General features: G+C 65.9%; 26 protein-coding genes. All 26 read right to left on the minus strand.

The genetic code is table 11. The features are described 5' to 3' along the window. The gene (gene truA / locus OHA98_RS34990; protein ID WP_266931739.1) at window positions 1-855 is read right to left on the minus strand and encodes a tRNA pseudouridine(38-40) synthase TruA; all 855 of its coding nucleotides are present in this window, start codon (window positions 853-855) and stop codon (window positions 1-3) included. A 100-nt stretch (window positions 856-955) separates the two neighbouring features. Further along, a complete protein-coding gene (gene rplQ, locus OHA98_RS34995) occupies window positions 956-1,459 on the minus strand; it encodes a 50S ribosomal protein L17 (protein WP_266931740.1) in 504 nt (167 codons plus the stop codon). A gap of 136 nt (window positions 1,460-1,595) precedes the next feature. Next, entirely contained in the window at window positions 1,596-2,618 is a 1,023-nt protein-coding gene (locus tag OHA98_RS35000) for a DNA-directed RNA polymerase subunit alpha (RefSeq protein ID WP_003966937.1), read from the minus strand. 145 nt (window positions 2,619-2,763) lie between these two features. Then, the gene (gene rpsK, locus OHA98_RS35005; protein ID WP_003956432.1) at window positions 2,764-3,168 is read right to left on the minus strand and encodes a 30S ribosomal protein S11; all 405 of its coding nucleotides are present in this window, start codon (window positions 3,166-3,168) and stop codon (window positions 2,764-2,766) included. Between the two features lie 105 nt (window positions 3,169-3,273). Next, a complete protein-coding gene (rpsM, locus tag OHA98_RS35010; protein ID WP_018490826.1) occupies window positions 3,274-3,654 on the minus strand; it encodes a 30S ribosomal protein S13 in 381 nt (126 codons plus the stop codon). A gap of 194 nt (window positions 3,655-3,848) precedes the next feature. Further along, complete coding sequence (rpmJ, locus tag OHA98_RS35015) at window positions 3,849-3,962, minus strand: 50S ribosomal protein L36 (protein ID WP_003956441.1); 114 nt, start codon at window positions 3,960-3,962, stop codon at window positions 3,849-3,851. A gap of 60 nt (window positions 3,963-4,022) precedes the next feature. Then, window positions 4,023-4,244, minus strand: a complete 222-nt coding sequence (infA, locus tag OHA98_RS35020; protein ID WP_003956442.1) for a translation initiation factor IF-1 — start codon at window positions 4,242-4,244, stop codon at window positions 4,023-4,025. 165 nt (window positions 4,245-4,409) lie between these two features. Further along, window positions 4,410-5,246 (minus strand): type I methionyl aminopeptidase, encoded by an 837-nt coding sequence (gene map, locus OHA98_RS35025; RefSeq protein ID WP_266931741.1) that lies wholly within the window; start codon window positions 5,244-5,246, stop codon window positions 4,410-4,412. A gap of 125 nt (window positions 5,247-5,371) precedes the next feature. Beyond that, window positions 5,372-6,031, minus strand: coding sequence for an adenylate kinase (locus OHA98_RS35030; RefSeq protein ID WP_266931742.1), 660 nt, complete (start codon window positions 6,029-6,031; stop codon window positions 5,372-5,374). After that, the gene (gene secY / locus OHA98_RS35035) at window positions 6,031-7,350 is read right to left on the minus strand and encodes a preprotein translocase subunit SecY (RefSeq protein ID WP_266931743.1); all 1,320 of its coding nucleotides are present in this window, start codon (window positions 7,348-7,350) and stop codon (window positions 6,031-6,033) included. The genes OHA98_RS35030 and secY overlap by 1 nt, the downstream gene beginning before the upstream one ends. Before the next feature lie 222 nt (window positions 7,351-7,572). Next, window positions 7,573-8,028 carry a 50S ribosomal protein L15 gene (gene rplO / locus OHA98_RS35040; protein WP_014047794.1) on the minus strand — a complete coding sequence of 152 codons (456 nt, stop codon included), beginning with the start codon at window positions 8,026-8,028 and terminating at the stop codon, window positions 7,573-7,575. Window position 8,029: 1 nt separating this feature from the next. After that, window positions 8,030-8,212, minus strand: a complete 183-nt coding sequence (rpmD, locus tag OHA98_RS35045; RefSeq protein ID WP_003966943.1) for a 50S ribosomal protein L30 — start codon at window positions 8,210-8,212, stop codon at window positions 8,030-8,032. Continuing rightward, entirely contained in the window at window positions 8,212-8,817 is a 606-nt protein-coding gene (gene rpsE / locus OHA98_RS35050) for a 30S ribosomal protein S5 (RefSeq protein WP_266931744.1), read from the minus strand. Before rpsE ends, rpmD begins: the two co-directional genes overlap by 1 nt. Before the next feature lie 47 nt (window positions 8,818-8,864). Next, window positions 8,865-9,248, minus strand: a complete 384-nt coding sequence (rplR, locus tag OHA98_RS35055; protein ID WP_266931745.1) for a 50S ribosomal protein L18 — start codon at window positions 9,246-9,248, stop codon at window positions 8,865-8,867. A 2-nt stretch (window positions 9,249-9,250) separates the two neighbouring features. After that, window positions 9,251-9,790 (minus strand): 50S ribosomal protein L6, encoded by a 540-nt coding sequence (rplF, locus tag OHA98_RS35060; RefSeq protein WP_266931746.1) that lies wholly within the window; start codon window positions 9,788-9,790, stop codon window positions 9,251-9,253. A gap of 21 nt (window positions 9,791-9,811) precedes the next feature. Continuing rightward, on the minus strand, window positions 9,812-10,210 hold the full coding sequence (rpsH, locus tag OHA98_RS35065) for a 30S ribosomal protein S8 (RefSeq protein WP_028439249.1): 399 nt from the start codon (window positions 10,208-10,210) through the stop codon (window positions 9,812-9,814). A 224-nt stretch (window positions 10,211-10,434) separates the two neighbouring features. Further along, entirely contained in the window at window positions 10,435-10,620 is a 186-nt protein-coding gene (locus tag OHA98_RS35070) for a type Z 30S ribosomal protein S14 (RefSeq protein WP_003948630.1), read from the minus strand. Between the two features lie 2 nt (window positions 10,621-10,622). Further along, complete coding sequence (rplE, locus tag OHA98_RS35075; RefSeq protein WP_073718383.1) at window positions 10,623-11,180, minus strand: 50S ribosomal protein L5; 558 nt, start codon at window positions 11,178-11,180, stop codon at window positions 10,623-10,625. Continuing rightward, complete coding sequence (rplX, locus tag OHA98_RS35080; protein WP_018550616.1) at window positions 11,180-11,503, minus strand: 50S ribosomal protein L24; 324 nt, start codon at window positions 11,501-11,503, stop codon at window positions 11,180-11,182. The genes rplE and rplX overlap by 1 nt, the downstream gene beginning before the upstream one ends. A 2-nt stretch (window positions 11,504-11,505) precedes the next feature. Beyond that, window positions 11,506-11,874, minus strand: coding sequence for a 50S ribosomal protein L14 (gene rplN / locus OHA98_RS35085; protein ID WP_003966950.1), 369 nt, complete (start codon window positions 11,872-11,874; stop codon window positions 11,506-11,508). A gap of 129 nt (window positions 11,875-12,003) precedes the next feature. Continuing rightward, on the minus strand, window positions 12,004-12,288 hold the full coding sequence (gene rpsQ, locus OHA98_RS35090) for a 30S ribosomal protein S17 (protein WP_073718385.1): 285 nt from the start codon (window positions 12,286-12,288) through the stop codon (window positions 12,004-12,006). Beyond that, complete coding sequence (gene rpmC / locus OHA98_RS35095; protein ID WP_014047786.1) at window positions 12,288-12,512, minus strand: 50S ribosomal protein L29; 225 nt, start codon at window positions 12,510-12,512, stop codon at window positions 12,288-12,290. Before rpmC ends, rpsQ begins: the two co-directional genes overlap by 1 nt. Then, window positions 12,512-12,931, minus strand: coding sequence for a 50S ribosomal protein L16 (gene rplP / locus OHA98_RS35100; RefSeq protein WP_014047785.1), 420 nt, complete (start codon window positions 12,929-12,931; stop codon window positions 12,512-12,514). Before rplP ends, rpmC begins: the two co-directional genes overlap by 1 nt. A 5-nt stretch (window positions 12,932-12,936) precedes the next feature. After that, window positions 12,937-13,773 (minus strand): 30S ribosomal protein S3, encoded by an 837-nt coding sequence (gene rpsC, locus OHA98_RS35105; RefSeq protein ID WP_007446736.1) that lies wholly within the window; start codon window positions 13,771-13,773, stop codon window positions 12,937-12,939. Then, entirely contained in the window at window positions 13,773-14,120 is a 348-nt protein-coding gene (gene rplV / locus OHA98_RS35110) for a 50S ribosomal protein L22 (RefSeq protein WP_004571827.1), read from the minus strand. The genes rpsC and rplV overlap by 1 nt, the downstream gene beginning before the upstream one ends. Before the next feature lie 42 nt (window positions 14,121-14,162). Continuing rightward, window positions 14,163-14,444, minus strand: a complete 282-nt coding sequence (gene rpsS, locus OHA98_RS35115) for a 30S ribosomal protein S19 (protein ID WP_003966956.1) — start codon at window positions 14,442-14,444, stop codon at window positions 14,163-14,165.

Here is a 14,444-nt window from a genome sequence, read left to right on the forward strand (position 1 = left end):
TCAGCAGCAGCCCGCCCCCGGCAGCGTCCTGACATTCCGCGCCTCCAGAGCCCGCGCGGCCAGCAACTCATCGGCCGGGTACGCCACTTCCTCCAGGGTCAGCCCGTGCGGCCGCACCACGTGCACCGCGGGGTCCCGCACCTTCGCCGCCAGCACCTCGGCGGGCCACCCGGCCGGCCGGCGCCCGTCGCCCACGAACAGCGCCGCGCCGATCAGCGCCCGCACCATGTTGTGGCAGAAGGCGTCGGCCTGCACGGTCGCCGTGAGCACCCCCGACGCCTCGTCCCGTACCCAGCTCAGCTTCTGGAGCGTACGGATGGTGGTCGCGCCCTCGCGCTTCTTGCAGTACGCCGCGAAGTCGTGCTCCCCGACCATGAGGGCGGCGGCCTCGTTCATCGCGTCCATGTCCAACGGCCGGTCGTGCCACAGCACATGACCGCGGGTCAGCGGGTCGACGCCGCCGGGGCGGTCCCCCACCCGGTAGGCGTAGCGCCGCCACATCGCGGAGAACCGCGCGTTGAACCCGGCCGGCGCCACCGCCGCCCGCCAGATCCGCACATCCAGCGGCAGCCGCCCGGCCATCCGCCGCAGCAGCTTCTCCTCGTGCTCGGCCCACACCCCGGCCGGCAGGTCGACATGCGCCACCTGCCCCCGCGCGTGCACCCCGGCATCGGTGCGCCCGGCCACCGTCAGGTCGTAGGTGCGCGAGGACCGCGTCACGGTCCGCAGCGCGTCCTCGATCTCCCCCTGCACGGTCCGCCTGCTGGTCTGCTTCGCCCAGCCGGAGAAGTCCTTCCCGTCGTACGAAAGGTCCAGCCGCACCCGTACGAATCCGGGCTCCGCCTCGTCACTCACCACGCGTCCCCTCTCGAAACCCGTTCCGCCCCGTCACAGCGGAACGGGCCCGCACCGCCCCGAAGGGTGATGCGGGCCCGTCCCGTGGTCCTCAGAACGCTCAGGCGTCCTTGGACTCCGCGTCGGCCTCGGCCGGCTTGGCGTCCTCGACGACCTCGGCCGGAGCCTCGTCCTTCTTGAGGGCGTCTTCCTTGACCGCACGCTTCGTCGCGGCCTCGGCCTCACCGGTGGCCTGCTGGGCCACGGTCAGCGCCTCGACCAGCTCGATGACGGCCATCGGGGCGTTGTCGCCACGACGGTTGCCGATCTTGGTGATGCGGGTGTAACCACCGGGGCGGTTCTCGTACCGCGGGGCGATCTCGGTGAACAGCGTGTGCACGATGCTCTTGTCCGTGATCGTCTGCAGCACCAGGCGACGGTTGTGGATGTCGCCCTTCTTCGCCTTGGTGACCAGGCGCTCGGCGACCGGACGCAGGCGACGGGCCTTGGCCTCGGTCGTGGTGATGCGACCGTGCTCGAACAGCGACTTCGCCAGGTTGGCGAGAAGCAGACGCTCGTGCGCGGCGCTGCCGCCCAGACGGGCACCCTTTGCGGGACGCGGCATGGTGTTTCTCCTTGTGTGCTGCACCGGCCGTATCAGGTACCGGTGTCAGTTCCCACGAGGCGGCTGCCTCACGGAAGTCTTGATGAACCCCGGTCCGGGGCACCCAGCGATCCCGGGCGCCCCAGCCGGAGGCGTACTAGTACTGCTCGGTCTCCACGAAACCGGCATCCGCGTCGTCGTCCGCGCCGAACGCGTCCGCCGCGGCGGTCGGGTCGAAGCCGGGAGGCGAGTCCTTCAGCGCGAGGCCCATACCGGCCAGCTTCGCCTTGACCTCGTCGATCGACTTCGCACCGAAGTTGCGGATGTCGAGCAGGTCGGCCTCGGAACGCGCCACGAGCTCACCCACGGAGTGGATGCCCTCGCGCTTGAGGCAGTTGTACGAGCGGACCGTGAGCTCCAGCTCCTCGATCGGCAGCGCCAGATCGGCGGCCAGGGCCGCGTCCGTCGGCGACGGGCCCATGTCGATGCCCTCGGCGTCGATGTTGAGCTCGCGCGCCAGACCGAACAGCTCGACCAGGGTCTTACCGGCGGACGCCATGGCGTCGCGCGGGCGCATGGCCTGCTTGGTCTCGACGTCGACGATCAGCTTGTCGAAGTCGGTGCGCTGCTCGACACGGGTCGCCTCGACCTTGTACGTGACCTTGAGCACCGGCGAGTAGATGGAGTCGACCGGAATCCGGCCGATCTCCTGGCCCACCTGCTTGTTCTGGACGGCGGAGACGTAGCCGCGACCGCGCTCGACGGTCAGCTCCATCTCCAGCTTGCCCTTGCCGTTCAGCGTGGCCAGGACCAGGTCCGGGTTGTGGACCTCGACACCGGCCGGCGGGGCGATGTCAGCAGCGGTGACCAGGCCGGGACCCTGCTTGCGCAGGTACATCACGACCGGCTCGTCGTGCTCCGAGGAGACGACCAGCTGCTTGATGTTGAGGATGAGGTCGGTCACGTCCTCCTTGACGCCCGGCACGGTGGTGAACTCGTGCAGGACACCGTCGATCCGGATGCTGGTGACAGCAGCGCCGGGGATCGAGGAGAGGAGCGTGCGGCGCAGGGAGTTGCCGAGGGTGTAGCCGAAGCCCGGCTCCAGCGGCTCGATGACGAACCGGGACCGGAACTCGTCGACGACCTCTTCGGTCAGCGACGGACGCTGAGCGATCAGCATGAGGAGAATCCTTCAGTCGTGGGCACCCACTATTTGATGCCCGACAGATGAAACAAGGGTACGGGCGGCACACCCCCGAAGAGATGTACCGCCCGGTCCCACAGGTGCGCGTTACACGCGGACGGCCGTTACCGGCGTCCGTGCGTCAGACGCGACGACGCTTCGGCGGACGGCAGCCGTTGTGCGGCGTCGGGGTGACGTCCTGGATCGAACCGACCTCGAGGCCCGTGGCCTGGAGGGAGCGGATCGCGGTCTCGCGGCCGGAGCCCGGACCCTTGACGAAGACGTCAACCTTGCGCATGCCGTGCTCCTGCGCGCGGCGGGCGGCCGACTCGGCGGCCATCTGCGCGGCGAAGGGGGTGGACTTGCGCGAGCCCTTGAAGCCGACGTGGCCGGCGGAGGCCCAGGAGATCACGTTGCCCGAGGGGTCCGTGATCGAGACGATGGTGTTGTTGAACGTGCTCTTGATGTGCGCGTGGCCGTGAGCGACGTTCTTCTTTTCCTTGCGACGCACCTTCTTGGCTGCGCCCTGACGACCCTTGGGGGGCATGTCTTGACTCCAGATGGAGAGGGGAGGTGATCGGTCCTACAGCGAAGACCGCTGGATGCTGCGGATGTCCGGGGATCCGGACGCTCGCAGTGCGTCCGCTGAGGACTACTTCTTGCCCGGCTTCTTCTTACCGGCGATGGCGCGACGCGGGCCCTTGCGGGTACGCGCGTTCGTGCTGGTGCGCTGGCCGTGGACCGGCAGACCGCGACGGTGACGGATGCCCTGGTAGCAGCCGATCTCGACCTTGCGGCGGATGTCGGCCTGGATCTCGCGTCGAAGGTCACCCTCGGTGCGGAGGTTGGCGTCGACGTACTCGCGGATCTTGACCAGGTCCTCTTCGGCCAGGTCACGAACGCGGGTGTTCGGGTTCACGCCGGTGGTGGCGAGGATCTCCTTGGACCGGGTGCGCCCGATGCCGAAGACGTAGGTGAGGGCAACCTCCACGCGCTTTTCGCGCGGGATGTCAACACCTGAAACGCGTGCCATTCAATGGCTCCAGTTGTTATATCGGGGGTCTTCCGCAGTGCCGCTCCCGGCCGCCGACCTCTCGCTCGGAGAGGTGGTACGTCCGGGTCCCCGGCCCCCGCCGGAGGTGTCGTCAGCCGTGGCTTGGACGGGCTCTGCGTATGTACGTATTACGTGCGTCGCGCGAAGTGCTGCGAGATGCAGGTGGTCGTGCGTCAGCCCTGGCGCTGCTTGTGGCGCAGGTTGTCGCAGATGACCATGACCCGACCGTGACGGCGGATCACCTTGCACTTGTCGCAGATCTTCTTGACGCTCGGCTTGACCTTCATGGGATGTCAGGTTCTCCGGGTCAGTGCCATCACCGCGCCGAAACGGGGTGGGGGCAAGATCTACTTGTACCGGTAGACGATCCGGCCACGCGTCAGGTCGTACGGAGAGAGCTCCACCACGACCCGGTCGTCCGGGAGGATACGGATGTAGTGCATCCGCATCTTGCCGGAGATGTGCGCGAGGACCTTGTGACCGTTCTGGAGTTCCACCTTGAACATGGCGTTCGGGAGGGACTCGATCACGGTGCCCTCAATTTCGATGGCACCTTGCTTCTTGGCCACGCTTCGCCTTTCGAATCGGCTACCTTGATCGACTCTCATCGCCGTATGCGGACACACGGATGCACGAGAGCCGACGAGTCAGTCTACGTCAGCGGACTCCAAAAGACGAATCCGTCAAGTTTGCCCAGTGCGGATGATCCTTAGACCTGCGGAAGACCGGCGGGATCAGCCCAGCGGGTCGGGGGCCGCCGTGATGCCGTACTCCGCGAGCTTCGCCCGGCCGCAGTCCACCGCGGTCAGGACGAGCGGGCCGTTCTCCGTCAGGGCGATGGAGTGCTCCCAGTGCGAGGACCAGGTGCCGTCCGTCGTCAGGACGGTCCACTCGTCGCTGAGCACCTCCGTCTGCGCCGTACCGAGCGAGACCATGGGCTCGATGGCCAGGCAGACGCCCGGGACCAGCTTGATGCCCTTGCCGCGCTTGCGGGAGACGTAGTTCAGCAGGTGCGGGTCCATGTGCATCTCGGTGCCGATGCCGTGGCCGCCGTAGTCCTCGATGATCCCGTACTTGCCGGTGGCCGGCCGGGGCTGGCGGCGGATGTAGGACTCGATCGCCTTCGAGATGTCGACCAGCCGGTTGTTCACCTTCATCGCGGCGATGCCGGCCCACATCGACTCCTCGGTCACCCGGGAGAGCTCGATCAGCTCCGGAGCGTGACCGGTGCCGACGAAAGCCGTGTACGCGGCATCACCGTGCCAGCCGTCGATGATCGCGCCGGCGTCGATCGAGATGATGTCGCCGTCCTTGAGGACGGTCTTCTCGTCGGGGATGCCGTGCACGACGACCTCGTTGACCGAGGTGCAGATGGTCGCGGGGAATCCGCCGTACCCGAGGAAGTTCGACTTCGCCCCGTGGTCGGCGATCACCTTGCGCGCGACCTCGTCCAGGTCCTTCGTGGTGGCGCCCGGCACGGCCGCCTCACGGGTGGCGGCGTGAATGGCAGCGACCACCAGGCCGGCCTCGCGCATCTTCGCGATCTGCTCGGGGGTCTTGATCTGCACCATTGCTCGGCGCCTCTCTGCATCGAAGGATGGCGGCTGCGGCCGTACCCAACGATACGGCGCAAACAGTCGGCCGCGGCGCCCCTGGGGCGCCGCGGCCGACTGCGAAGGTGGGAAACGGGGCGTTGCTAGTCCTGGTCGGACTTCTGGAGCGCCTCCATGGCACGCGCGGTCACATCGGTGACCTTGCCGAGCGCGGAGATGGTCACTACCAGGCCCTGGGCCCGGTAGTAGTCGATGATCGGCTCGGTCTGCGTGTGGTAGACCTCCAGCCGGGTACGGACCGTCTCCTCGCTGTCGTCGTCCCGCTGGTACAGCTCGCCGCCGCAGGTGTCGCAGACACCCTCGGTCCGCGGCGGGTTGTACGTCACGTGGAAGACGTGCGCGCTGTCGCTGCGGCAGATGCGGCGGCCCGCGATCCGCTTCACGACCTCGTCCTCGGGGACCTCCAGGTCGAGGACCGCGTCCAGCTTTACGCCCTCGTCCTTGAGCATCGCGTCAAGGGCTTCGGCCTGACCCACGTTGCGCGGGAAGCCGTCGAGCAGGAAGCCGTTCACGGCGTCCGACTGGGCCATGCGGTCCTTGGCCATCCCGATGGTGACCTCGTCCGGCACCAGCTGACCGGCGTCCATGAAGGCGCGGGCCTGCTTGCCGAGGTCGGTGCCCCGGCTGATGTTGGCGCGGAAGAGATCGCCCGTCGAGATGTGCGGAATCGACAGGTTCTTGGCAAGGTACGCAGCCTGCGTTCCCTTGCCGGCACCAGGAGGCCCGACGAGGACGATTCGCATCAGCGGAGGAACCCTTCGTAATTGCGCTGCTGGAGCTGACTCTCGATCTGCTTCACGGTTTCCAGACCCACACCCACGATGATGAGGATGCTCGTCCCGCCGAACGGGAAGTTCTGGTTAGCACCGCCGAAGCCTGCCAACGCCATCGTCGGCACCAGAGCGATCAGACCCAGGTACAGCGAGCCCGGCCAAGTGATCCTGTTGAGCACGTAGCTCAGGTACTCGGCAGTAGGTCGACCAGCCCGGATACCCGGGATGAAGCCACCATACTTCTTCATGTTGTCGGCGACTTCCTCGGGGTTGAACGAGATCGCCACGTAGAAGAAGGCGAAGAACACGATCAACAGGAAGTACGTCGCGATGTAGTACGGGTGGTCACCCTTGACGAAGTGGTCCTGGATCCAGGTCGCCCAGCCCGCCTGGGAACCGGAGAACTGGACGATCAGGGCCGGGATGTAGAGCAGCGACGAGGCGAAGATGACGGGAATCACACCCGCCTGGTTCACCTTCAGCGGGATGTACGTGGACGTACCGCCGTACGACCGGCGGCCGATCATGCGCTTCGCGTACTGCACCGGGATACGGCGCTGGGCCTGCTCGACGAAGACGACGAGCGCGACCATCACGAAGCCGATGAGGATGACCGTGCCGAACTCGATCCAGCCGTCGGCCAGCTTGCCGCTCTCCTTGATGGCCCACAGGGCACCCGGGAAGCTCGCGGCGATCGAGATGAACATCAGGATCGACATGCCGTTGCCGATGCCGCGGTCCGTGATGAGCTCACCGAGCCACATGACGGCGGCGGTACCGGCGGTCATGGTGAGCACCATGACGACGGTGGTGAAGATCGACTGGTTCGGGACGATCTGGTCGCCCACGGAGCAGCTGCTGAACAGCGCACCGCTGCGGGCGGTTGCCACCAGACCCGTGCCCTGGAGGATGGCGAGCGCCACGGTCAGATAACGCGTGTACTGCGTGATCTTGGCCGTGCCGGACTGACCCTCCTTCTTGAGGGCCTCCAGCCGGGGGATGACGACGGTCAGCAGCTGGAGAATGATGCTGGCCGTGATGTACGGCATGATGCCGAGCGCGAAGATCGTGATCTGCAGCAGTGCACCACCGCTGAACATGTTCACCAGGCCGAAGAGGCTGTTGTTGCCCTTGCTTGCCTGGTCAACACAAATCTGGACGTTCTCGTAGCTCACACCGGGCACCGGGATGTGTGCCCCGAGCCGGTAAAGCACGATGATGCCGAGCGTGAAGAACAGCTTCTTGCGCAGGTCGGGCGTCTTGAACGCCCGGGCGAACGCGGTGAGCACGGTGCCTCCTGCGACCCCCGCGCAATGCGTAGAGGTGACGGTCTTGAGGATCGACGGATACGAAACAGTCAAAGGTCCCGGGGCAGTTGCCCAGGGAGATAGCACAACAACGCACGCCACCTTACCGGCGACCATGCCCGCCTAGGAACGACCAACCGGGGATGCCCCATATGAGAGGCATCCCCGGTCGGATGTTCAGTACATCGAGTTGTCCGAGTTGTCTCAGACGAGCTCGGTGACGGTGCCGCCGGCGGCGGCAATCTTCTCCTTGGCGGAGCCGGAGACGGCGTCAACCGAAACCTGCAGCGCCACGGAGATCTCGCCCTGGCCAAGGACCTTGACGAGGTGGTTGTTGCGCACAGCGCCCTTGGCGACCAGATCGGCCACCGTGACCTCTCCACCCTCGGGGTAGAGCGTCGCGAGCTTGTCCAGGTTCACGACCTGGTACTCCGTGCGGAACGGGTTCTTGAAGCCCTTGAGCTTCGGGAGACGCATGTGGAGGGGCATCTGGCCACCCTCGAAGCGCTCCGGAACCTGGTAACGAGCCTTCGTACCCTTGGTACCACGGCCTGCGGTCTTACCCTTGGACGCCTCACCACGACCCACACGGGTCTTGGCGGTCTTGGCGCCCGGGGCAGGCCGGAGGTTGTGGGCCTTCAGCGGGCTGTTCTCCGCCATGTCAGTCAACCTCCTCAACCGTCACGAGGTGGCGGACGGTGTGAACCATTCCGCGGAACTCGGGGCGGTCCTCCTTGACAACCGAGTCGTTCAGGCGCTTGAGCCCGAGCGAACGCAGGGTGTCGCGGTGGTTCTGCTTGCTGCCGATGTACGACTTCGTCTGCGTGATCTTGAGGCGAGCCATTACGCACCCGCTCCCGCACGTGCACGAAGCAGAGCCGCGGGGGCGACGTCCTCGAGGGGCAGACCGCGGCGAGCCGCGATCTCCTCGGGACGCTGCAGGCCCTTGAGGGCCGCCACGGTCGCGTGCACGATGTTGATCGGGTTCGAAGAACCGAGCGACTTCGACAGGATGTCGTGAACGCCGGCGCACTCCAGAACGGCGCGCACCGGGCCACCCGCGATCACACCGGTACCGGGGGAAGCAGGCTTGAGCAGGACGACGCCCGCAGCCTTCTCGCCCTGGATCGGGTGAGGGATGGTGCCCTGGATACGCGGAACCTTGAAGAAGCTCTTCTTGGCCTCTTCAACGCCCTTGGCGATGGCCGCGGGAACTTCCTTGGCCTTGCCGTATCCGACACCGACGGTGCCGTCACCATCGCCCACCACGACCAGCGCGGTGAAGCTGAAGCGACGACCACCCTTCACAACCTTGGCGACGCGGTTGATCGCGACGACGCGCTCAACGTACGCGGTCTTCTCGGCGGCGCTGGCGCCACCGTCACGGCCCTTCCGGTCCCGCCGCTCGCCGCCACCGGCACCGCTTCCGCGGCGCTGGGGTCCAGCCATTGGAATTACCTCTCTCTGTTACGTCCGCTGTGCGTAGGAACCGGGGCTTAGAACTTCAGCCCGGCTTCACGGGCGGCGTCAGCCAGAGCGGCAATCCGCCCGGCGTACTGGTTACCACCGCGGTCAAACACGACGGCCTCGACGCCTGCGGCCTTGGCACGCTCGGCGACCAGGGCGCCGACCTGCTGGGCCTGGGCGCTCTTGTCACCCTCGCCACCACGGATGGACACGTCCAGGGTCGACGCCGACGCGAGCGTGTGGCCCGCGATGTCGTCGATCACCTGAGCGACCATGTGGCGGTTGGAACGCGTCACGACCAAGCGGGGACGCTCCGGCGAACCGGAGATGTGCTTGCGGACGCGGATGTGGCGGCGCTTGAGAGCGGCACGCTTGTACGCGTCGCCCTTGGCGATCTTCACACCGTATGCCATGGCTACTTACCAGCCTTTCCGACCTTGCGGCGGATGACCTCGCCCGCGTACTTGACGCCCTTGGCCTTGTACGGGTCGGGCTTCCGCAGCTTGCGGATGTTGGCGGCTACCTCGCCGACCTTCTGCTTGTCGATGCCCTCGACGCTGAGCTTCGTGGGCGACTCGACCTTGAAGGTGATGCCATCCGGAGCCTCGATGAGGATCGGGTGGCTGTAGCCCAGGGCGAACTCCAGGTTGGAGCCCTTCGCCTGGACGCGGTAACCGACACCGCTGATCTCGAGCGCCTTGCTGTATCCCTGGGTCACACCGGTGATCATGTTCGCCACCAGCGTGCGGGACAGGCCGTGGAGGGCCTTGTTCTGACGCTCGTCGTTCGGGCGGACGACGTTCAGAACGCCGTCCTCACCCTTGGAGACCTCGATCGGCGCTGCGACGGTGTGCGTGAGGGTTCCCTTGGGGCCCTTCACCGCGACCGTGCGGCCATCGATGGTGACGTCCACACCGGCGGGAACCTGGATGGGGAGCTTGCCGATTCGCGACATGAGCTATTCCTCCGTTCCCGACTACCAGACGTAGGCGAGGACTTCCCCACCTACGCCCTTCTTGCTGGCCTGCTGGCCGGTCAGGAGACCGTGGGACGTGGAGATGATCGCCACGCCCAGGCCGCCGAGAACCTTCGGCAGGTTGGTGGACTTTGCGTAAACACGCAGACCCGGCTTCGAGATTCGCTTGATGCCGGCGATCGAGCGCTCGCGGTTCGGGCCGAACTTCAGCTCGAGGACGAGGTTCTTGCCGACCTCGGCGTCCTCGACCTTCCAGCCGGTGATGAAGCCCTCCTGCTGGAGGATCTCCGCGATGTGCGACTTGATCTTGCTGTGCGGCATCGCGACGTCGTCGTGATACGCCGAGTTCGCGTTGCGCAGACGCGTGAGCATGTCTGCGATGGGATCAGTCATGGTCATGAGTTGGCCTTCGGCCTCTCTCGCCGGGGTTTCCTGTATGCGCCATCCCTCTCCCCACTCAGTGGCGGGACGGGTGCGGTGCGGGGACCTACGGCGTAGTAAGTCGGTCTTGGGCGGCAGGCGCCCAACCCTTCAAGCCTACGGCATGAAAGGAGGGGCTCCTGCCGACCAGATGCTTACCGAGAGTCTCCGGGTAATCCCAACGCCCAAAGGGCGAGGGGAAATTACCAGGAGCTCTTGGTCACGCCCGGCAGCTCGCCACGGTGAGCCATCTCACGAAGGCACACGCGGCACAGGCCGAACTTGCGGTAGACGGAGTGGGGCCGGCCGCAGCGCTGGCAGCGGGTGTACCCGCGAACGCCGAACTTCGGCTTGCGGGCGGCCTTAGCGATCAGAGCCTTCTTCGCCACGGTCAGTTCTCCTTGAACGGGAAGCCGAGGTGACGAAGGAGGGCACGACCCTCGTCGTCGTTGGTCGCCGTGGTGACCACGGTGATGTCCATGCCCCGGACCCGGTCGATCTTGTCCTGGTCGATCTCGTGGAACATGACCTGCTCCGTGAGACCGAAGGTGTAGTTGCCACGGCCGTCGAACTGCTTGGGCGACAGGCCGCGGAAGTCACGGATACGCGGCAGCGCGAGCGACAGCGTACGGTCCAGGAACTCCCACATCCGGTCACCGCGGAGGGTGACGTGGCAGCCGATGGGCTGGCCCTCGCGCAGCTTGAACTGCGCGATGGACTTGCGGGCCTTGGTGACGGCCGGCTTCTGACCGGTGATCGTGGTGAGGTCCTTGACGGCCCCGTCGATCAGCTTGGAGTCGCGGGCGGCGTCGCCCACACCCATGTTGACCACGATCTTGACCAGACCGGGAACCTGCATGACGTTCTCGTAGGAGAACTCCTCACGCAGCTTGCCGGCGATTTCCTCGCGGTAGCGCGTCTTGAGACGCGGCGCAGTGGTGGTAGTCATCAGATGTCCTCACCGGTGCGCTTGGCAACGCGGATCTTGTTGCCCTCGTCGTCAAAGCGGTAGCCGACGCGAGTAACGACCTTGTTGCCGTCCTTCTCAACAACCAGCTGCACGTTGCTGACGTGGACGGGAGCCTCGGTCGTCACAATGCCACCGGTCTGCGAACCGCGAGCGGTCTGACCGGCCTTCGTGTGCTTCTTGACCCGGTTGACACCCTCGACGAGGACGCGGTCCTGAGCAGGGTAGGCAACGATGACCTTGCCCTGCTTGCCCTTGTCCTTACCGGTGATGACCTGAACCAGGTCGCCCTTCTTGATCTTCATGCTTACAGCACCTCCGGCGCGAGCGAGATGATCTTCATGAACTTCTTCTCGCGCAGCTCTCGGCCAACCGGGCCAAAGATGCGGGTGCCGCGGGGGTCGCCGTCGTTCTTCAGAATGACGGCGGCGTTCTCGTCGAAGCGGATGTACGAGCCATCCTGACGACGACGCTCCTTGACGGTGCGAACGATGACGGCCTTGACGACGTCACCCTTCTTCACGTTGCCACCGGGGATCGCGTCCTTGACGGTGGCGACGATGACGTCACCGATACCCGCGTAGCGGCGACCCGAGCCACCGAGAACACGAATGGTGAGAATTTCCTTCGCACCCGTGTTGTCGGCGACGCGCAGTCGCGACTCCTGCTGGATCACGTCTATCTCCTGATCGTCTGCCGGTTCCCGGCGGGGAGCTCCATGAGTGACTTACGAGGACGTAAGCGACCTGCGGAGACTCCCCACCGAGCCTGGCGGAACTTGCCTGAGGGGAATGCCCCTCAGGAATTACTTGGCCTTCTCGAGGATCTCGACGATGCGCCAGCGCTTCGAGGCGGACAGCGGCCGGGTCTCCATGATGATGACACGGTCGCCGACGCCGGCAGCGTTCTGCTCGTCGTGGGCCTTGAGCTTGTTCGTACGGCGGATGACCTTGCCGTACAGCGCGTGCTTGACACGGTCCTCGACAGCGACGACGACGGTCTTGTCCATCTTGTCGCTGACGACCAGACCCTCACGGGTCTTGCGGAAACCGCGGTCGGTGTTGGTCTCAGTCACAGTCTTCTCGCTCATCAGACGCTCTCCACCGTCTCGATGCCCAGCTCGCGCTCACGCATCAGGGTGTAGATCCGGGCGATGTCCTTACGGACGGACTTGAGCCGGCCGTGGTTCTCGAGCTGACCAGTCGCCGCCTGGAAGCGGAGGTTGAACAGCTCTTCCTTGGCCTCGCGGAGCTTGTTGAGAAGCTCCTCGTTGCCCAGCTCGCGCAGCTCGGACGCCTTGGTACCGGCCGACATCACGACTCACCTGCCTCGCGCCGAACGATCCGGCACTTCATCGGAAGCTTGTGAGCAGCGCGGGTAAGCGCCTCACGAGCAATCTTCTCGTTCGGGTAGGACAGCTCGAACATCACCCGACCGGGCTTGACGTTCGCGATCCACCACTCGGGAGAACCCTTACCGGAACCCATGCGGGTCTCGGCAGGCTTCTTCGTCAGGGGGCGGTCCGGGTAGATGTTGATCCAGACCTTGCCGCCACGCTTGATGTGGCGGGTCATCGCGATACGAGCTGCCTCGATCTGGCGGTTCGTCACGTACGCCGGAGTCAGCGCCTGGATGCCGTACTCGCCGAACGCAACCTGCGTGCCACCCTTGGACATACCGCTGCGCTTCGGGTGGTGCTGCTTGCGGTGCTTGACCCTACGGGGGATCAGCATTTCGGTCAGGCCTCCGTTCCGGTGCTCTCAGCAGCCGGAGCAGCGGCGGCGGGAGCGTCGGCCTTGGGGGCCTCGGCTGCCGGCGACTGCTGCGGCTTGCGGCCGCGACCGCCACGCTCGCCACCACGGCCACCGCGGCCGGCCGGGCGGTCAGCGCCGCCACGAGCCGGACGGTTGCCGGCGCGGGCTGCGGCGTTCTCGGCGCGGACCTCGGCGATGTTCTTGACGTCGCCCTTGTAGATCCAGACCTTCACGCCGATGCGGCCGAAGGTCGTCTTGGCCTCGAAGAAGCCGTAGTCGACGTTCGCACGGAGCGTGTGCAGGGGCACGCGGCCCTCGCGGTAGAACTCCGAGCGGGACATCTCGGCGCCGCCGAGGCGACCACCGCACTGGATCTTGATGCCCTTGGCGCCGGCCTTCATCGAGCTCTGCATGCTCTTGCGCATGGCACGACGGAAGGAGACGCGGGAGGAGAGCTGCTCGGCGACGGCCTGGGCCACCAGCTGAGCGTCCACCTCGGGGTTCTTGACCTCGAGGATGTTCAGCTGGACCTGCTTGCCGGTCAGCTTCTCCAGCTCGCCACGGATGCGATCGGCCTCGGCGCCGCGGCGGCCGATGACGATGCCCGGACGGGCGGTGTGGATGTCAACGCGGACGCGGTCGCGGGTGCGCTCGATCTCGACCTTCGAGATGCCGGCCCGCTCCATGCCCTTCGTCATCATGCGACGAATGGCGACGTCTTCCTTGACGTAGTCCTTGTACAGCTTGTCGGCGTACCAACGGGACTTGAAGTCCGTGGTAATGCCGAGCCGGAACCCGTGCGGGTTTACCTTCTGGCCCATTACCGGGTTCCTTCCTTGCTGCTGACGACCACGGTGATGTGGCTGGTCCGCTTACGGATCCGGTAGGCACGGCCCTGAGCACGCGGACGGAACCGCTTCAGGGTCGGGCCCTCGTCCACGTACGCCTCGCTGATGACCAGCGAAGAGGCGTCGGTGTGGTCGTAGTTGTGTGCAGCGTTGGCAATGGCGCTGTCAAGCACCTTGCCAACCGGCACGCTCGCGGCCTGCGGGGCGAAACGCAGGACCGCCTGAGCCTCCGTGGCATCCATGCCACGGATGAGGTCCACCACGCGGCGGGCCTTCATGGGCGTGACGCGGATGTACCGCGCCTGGGCCCTGGCTTCCATGGTTGTCCCTTCGGTGTAAGTCATAGTCGTTTCCACCCCGCGCTAGCGGCGCTTCGACTTCCGGTCGTCCTTGACGTGGCCGCGGAAGGTGCGAGTCGGCGAGAACTCGCCGAGCTTGTGGCCGACCATCGACTCGGTGACGAACACCGGGACGTGGATCTTGCCGTTGTGCACCGCGATGGTGTGACCCAGCATGGCCGGGACGATCATCGAGCGACGGGACCAGGTCTTGATGACGTTCTTGGTGCCTGCCTCGTTCTGTACGTCCACCTTCTTGATGAGGTGGCCGTCGACGAAGGGCCCCTTCTTGAGACTGCGCGGCAT

It is taken from the genome of Streptomyces sp. NBC_00654 (assembly GCF_026341775.1).
In the GTDB taxonomy this organism is placed as follows: domain Bacteria; phylum Actinomycetota; class Actinomycetes; order Streptomycetales; family Streptomycetaceae; genus Streptomyces.

What these genes read in the sequence shown, in the direction of transcription:
- rplQ (WP_266931740.1), bottom strand. Translation starts at nt 1,459, where the DNA reads ATGCCGCGTCCCGCAAAGGGTGCCCGTCTGGGCGGCAGCGCCGCGCAC.
- OHA98_RS35000 (WP_003966937.1), bottom strand. Translation starts at nt 2,618, where the DNA reads ATGCTGATCGCTCAGCGTCCGTCGCTGACCGAAGAGGTCGTCGACGAG.
- rpsK (WP_003956432.1), bottom strand. Translation starts at nt 3,168, where the DNA reads ATGCCCCCCAAGGGTCGTCAGGGCGCAGCCAAGAAGGTGCGTCGCAAG.
- rpsM (WP_018490826.1), bottom strand. Translation starts at nt 3,654, where the DNA reads ATGGCACGCGTTTCAGGTGTTGACATCCCGCGCGAAAAGCGCGTGGAG.
- rpmJ (WP_003956441.1), bottom strand. Translation starts at nt 3,962, where the DNA reads ATGAAGGTCAAGCCGAGCGTCAAGAAGATCTGCGACAAGTGCAAGGTG.
- map (WP_266931741.1), bottom strand. Translation starts at nt 5,246, where the DNA reads ATGGTGCAGATCAAGACCCCCGAGCAGATCGCGAAGATGCGCGAGGCC.
- OHA98_RS35030 (WP_266931742.1), bottom strand. Translation starts at nt 6,031, where the DNA reads ATGCGAATCGTCCTCGTCGGGCCTCCTGGTGCCGGCAAGGGAACGCAG.
- rplO (WP_014047794.1), bottom strand. Translation starts at nt 8,028, where the DNA reads ATGGCGGAGAACAGCCCGCTGAAGGCCCACAACCTCCGGCCTGCCCCG.
- rpmD (WP_003966943.1), bottom strand. Translation starts at nt 8,212, where the DNA reads ATGGCTCGCCTCAAGATCACGCAGACGAAGTCGTACATCGGCAGCAAG.
- rpsE (WP_266931744.1), bottom strand. Translation starts at nt 8,817, where the DNA reads ATGGCTGGACCCCAGCGCCGCGGAAGCGGTGCCGGTGGCGGCGAGCGG.
- rplR (WP_266931745.1), bottom strand. Translation starts at nt 9,248, where the DNA reads ATGGCATACGGTGTGAAGATCGCCAAGGGCGACGCGTACAAGCGTGCC.
- rplF (WP_266931746.1), bottom strand. Translation starts at nt 9,790, where the DNA reads ATGTCGCGAATCGGCAAGCTCCCCATCCAGGTTCCCGCCGGTGTGGAC.
- rpsH (WP_028439249.1), bottom strand. Translation starts at nt 10,210, where the DNA reads ATGACCATGACTGATCCCATCGCAGACATGCTCACGCGTCTGCGCAAC.
- rplE (WP_073718383.1), bottom strand. Translation starts at nt 11,180, where the DNA reads ATGACTACCACCACTGCGCCGCGTCTCAAGACGCGCTACCGCGAGGAA.
- rplX (WP_018550616.1), bottom strand. Translation starts at nt 11,503, where the DNA reads ATGAAGATCAAGAAGGGCGACCTGGTTCAGGTCATCACCGGTAAGGAC.
- rpsQ (WP_073718385.1), bottom strand. Translation starts at nt 12,288, where the DNA reads ATGAGCGAGAAGACTGTGACTGAGACCAACACCGACCGCGGTTTCCGC.
- rpmC (WP_014047786.1), bottom strand. Translation starts at nt 12,512, where the DNA reads ATGTCGGCCGGTACCAAGGCGTCCGAGCTGCGCGAGCTGGGCAACGAG.
- rplP (WP_014047785.1), bottom strand. Translation starts at nt 12,931, where the DNA reads ATGCTGATCCCCCGTAGGGTCAAGCACCGCAAGCAGCACCACCCGAAG.
- rpsC (WP_007446736.1), bottom strand. Translation starts at nt 13,773, where the DNA reads ATGGGCCAGAAGGTAAACCCGCACGGGTTCCGGCTCGGCATTACCACG.
- rplV (WP_004571827.1), bottom strand. Translation starts at nt 14,120, where the DNA reads ATGGAAGCCAGGGCCCAGGCGCGGTACATCCGCGTCACGCCCATGAAG.
- rpsS (WP_003966956.1), bottom strand. Translation starts at nt 14,444, where the DNA reads ATGCCGCGCAGTCTCAAGAAGGGGCCCTTCGTCGACGGCCACCTCATC.